Raw genomic sequence first — 3,279 nt, 5'->3', positions numbered from 1 at the left:
TCTATGTTATTTGGAATTGACTATATTTCATACAACACATGCTGATTTTAGTAAGGGGGCACTGTGCAGAAAAAACGGCTGGATACACTGCCTTTTCTGGCAGCCGATCCTTCAGCACTCCGGTGGGTATGCCTGCAGGAAGACCTGCTGCGTGCCCCAAACACTGTTGATGCCTATGCCCGTGGCATCAATGACTGGCTCGCTTTCTGCCACTCCGTTGCTCAGACTGCTGTTGCCGCTGGGCGTGACACGGTCGCACTCTATGTGCGTAGTCTGCACCTCAGTCGCCAGCTCGCGGCTGCCACTATCCGTCACCGGCTGACGGTGGTACGACTTTACTGTGACTGGCTCTGTGAGGAGGGGTTGCGGGAGAAAAATCCGGTCAGACGGGGCATGTGGAAAAACAACGGGAAGGGAAGACCGGGCATCGTACCGGTGCAGCGGCGGCTGCCGTGGATCCCCGATGATGAGGACTGGGTGCATTTTCTGGAGGTGGCGGGACGGGCTGATATCCGGACCCGTTTTATGCTGGCGCTGGCCTACGATTGTGCGCTGCGCAGAGAAGAGCTCTGTAAAATTGCCACAGACGATATCGATCCGGCCCGGCGGCTGCTTACTGTACGCGCTGAGAACACCAAAAACCGCTGTGGCCGCGTGGTGCCTTATTCGTCAGTTACCGGAGAACTCTTTATGGACTGGCTGGCTGAACGTCGCCAGCTCAGCACATCCCGAGGCCCGCTTTTTCTGTCGAGATCACCGCGTAACCGGGCGGAACCCGTCAGCGGCTGGACCTGGTCCAAGATCGTACGCAGTCTTGCGCTTAAGGCAGGCCAGCCATCCATCAGCACCCACACCTTCCGGCATCTCTGCCTGACGGAACTGGCCCGTGCCGGCTGGGACATCCATGAGATTGCCATGTTCGCCGGCCATCGCCGCATCCAGTCAACGCTGCTGTATATTCATCTCAGCGCCCGTGACCTGAGCCAACGCTTCGGGCGCACGGTAGCATCCCTGCGTACCAATACGCTCGCCGCACTACGTGAATCTACACAGTGATGCGCTCCGATAAGCGGGCTCCCTGCCCGGCAGAGTCGTTTGTCTTTCCTGACCCGCGGTGGGATGCGCGATCTGATTTTTTGTCAGGCGAACCTGAAGCTCTGGATATGCTAATCGATCACTTTCGGCAAGGTGGAAAAAACTGGCCACCTTGTGCGCTGGAGCCGCTTTCCCGCCTTACACTGCCGTTACGTCACATACTGACCAGGATGCATACGGCCAGCGCGCCTTATAATTCAGCCATTCATGATATAGTCCTTGAGATGCAGCGTACCCGGAAAACGTACTGGGCCTGGTCTGCGGAAGAATGGTCTGCGGTCATCGGCAGTACTGAAGGTGAATTTCGCCGGCGTTTTGGTGCGAGCGGCAACTGCCGGCAGTATGTGATGGCGATCGCCTGGCTGTTATGCGGTTTTGACCGGCTGGAGCACTGCGGCGCGTTTTTCCAGTATCGCCTCTGCCTGAAGGTGTTTGGCCGACAGACCACGGAGGCTGCCGTTACCCTGTTTGATGATATGGCCTGTCAGCTGGGGTATGCTGAGCGGGAGTGCAGCGACAGTCGTATCAGAAATGCCCTGTGTATGGCCATGCTAATCCAGCATGAACCCCGCCCGGACAAACTTACGGTGGAGACTTTACAGCGCATTTCTGCAACGGGACCGGCTTATATCCGGTCAGCCTCTGCCACGCTGTCGCGCATACTGGCTGCCTCGGGCATCATTGCGCAGGGCTTTGACCACCGCATCAGGCCACGCCGCCGCCCGCCTCTTGAGTACGTAGCGGTCGCTGACGTTCCCGCTGAATGGCTGTCATGGTGCGAACGGTGGAAAGCCACCTCAGTACTGCGTCCTTCTACCGTTCTGAGCTGCTGGTATGTTTTACTGAAATGCGGCCGCTGGCTGGCGGCACGCCATCCGGCTTTACTTTCACCTGCAGACTGGACGCGTGACACCGCCATTGGCTGGGTGACAGCAGCATGCGGCATGAAGATTGGTGACTGGTCAAATCCTGGTGGGATGTATAAGGAACGCCAGGGGATGCTGATGATGCCCGCCGCCCGGAAAGGACTGATCAGGCACGTACAGACATTCTTCCATGACCTGCAGGAATGGGGCTGGATCCCCGTTAAATTTAGCCCGGAGAGGGTGTTCCGCGCTCCGCGCAGCCTGACATCTTTAATCGGCCCTGCGCCTCGCCCCGTGGCCGACGACATCTGGTGTAAATTGCTTCACGCCGGCCTTAATCTTCATGAATCAGATCTGTCGGTCAGTGCAACCTCGCCCTACTATTATCCGCTGGAAATGGTCTCTGCGATCAGTGTTCTCTGGCTTTTTGGGGGGCTGAGGCGGGATGAAATCCTTCGTATGCGCTGCGGCTGTATCAGCTGGCAGCTGCCGGAAGACAATAATTCACCCCGTATCTGCCTGCTGGACGTGCCGGTCAGCAAGACCTGGGCGGCATTTACCAAACCGGTAGATCCGGCTGTAGGAAAATCGATCGAACGGTGGGAGCAGGTTCGAAGGGCGCAACCGGCGCAGGAAGATCTCAAAACCGGCGAAAGCGTGCATTTTCTGTTTATGCACCGGGGAAAATGCGTTAATCCGGGCTACATCAATAAATCTCTTATCCCTTTATTATGCAAAAAGGCTGGCCTGCCGGAGCATGATGCCAGAGGCAGGATCACCAGCCACCGGGCAAGAGCGACCATCGCCAGTCAGCTTTATAACGCCCGGGAGCCGCTGGATATTTTTGAACTTCAAAAATGGCTGGGACACGCTTCGCCAGAGTCTACGCGCCATTATGTCGATATTACGCCAACCAGGCTGGCGGGTTCACTGGAGAATGCAGGCTATTTTGAAAGGAATCGCCGCATGGTTACAGTTCTGATCGATCAGAACGTGATCGCATCAGGACAGTCTGCCGAAGGTAAGCCCTGGCGTTATTATGATCTTGGTCACGGATTATGTAGCTATGATTTTTTTGACCAGTGTCCGCATCGCATGGCCTGTGCAAAATGCGCGTTTTACATGCCGAAATCATCCTCTTCAACCCAATATCTGGAAAGTCAGCAGAGCCTGATACGAATGATGCAGGAAATTCCTTTAACTGATGACGAGCAGGCTGCTGTAGAAAACGACGCTGCGGCAGTGGCTGCCCTGATTAATAAGTTAAAAGATGTTGCGACACCAGATAAATAAACCAGTATTGAAATTCCACATAACC

At 55.8% G+C, this 3,279-nt stretch carries 2 protein-coding genes; both read left to right on the top strand.

All coding sequences use genetic code 11. The features are described from left to right. The first annotated feature begins 63 nt into the window (after positions 1-63). Positions 64-1,056 (top strand): site-specific integrase, encoded by a 993-nt coding sequence (locus tag IAE30_RS29785; RefSeq protein ID WP_200539298.1) that lies wholly within the window; start codon positions 64-66, stop codon positions 1,054-1,056. 107 nt (positions 1,057-1,163) lie between these two features. Further along, on the top strand, positions 1,164-3,254 hold the full coding sequence (locus IAE30_RS30230) for a tyrosine-type recombinase/integrase (RefSeq protein ID WP_234472910.1): 2,091 nt from the start codon (positions 1,164-1,166) through the stop codon (positions 3,252-3,254). The last annotated feature ends 25 nt before the right edge of the window (positions 3,255-3,279 follow it).

Origin of the sequence: Pantoea sp. S61 (assembly GCF_016625145.1) — a bacterium.
Taxonomy (GTDB): Bacteria; Pseudomonadota; Gammaproteobacteria; order Enterobacterales; family Enterobacteriaceae; genus Pantoea; species Pantoea rwandensis_B.
The sequence above is the reverse complement of the archived record's forward strand: the minus strand, read 5'-3'. Positions and strand labels throughout refer to the sequence as shown.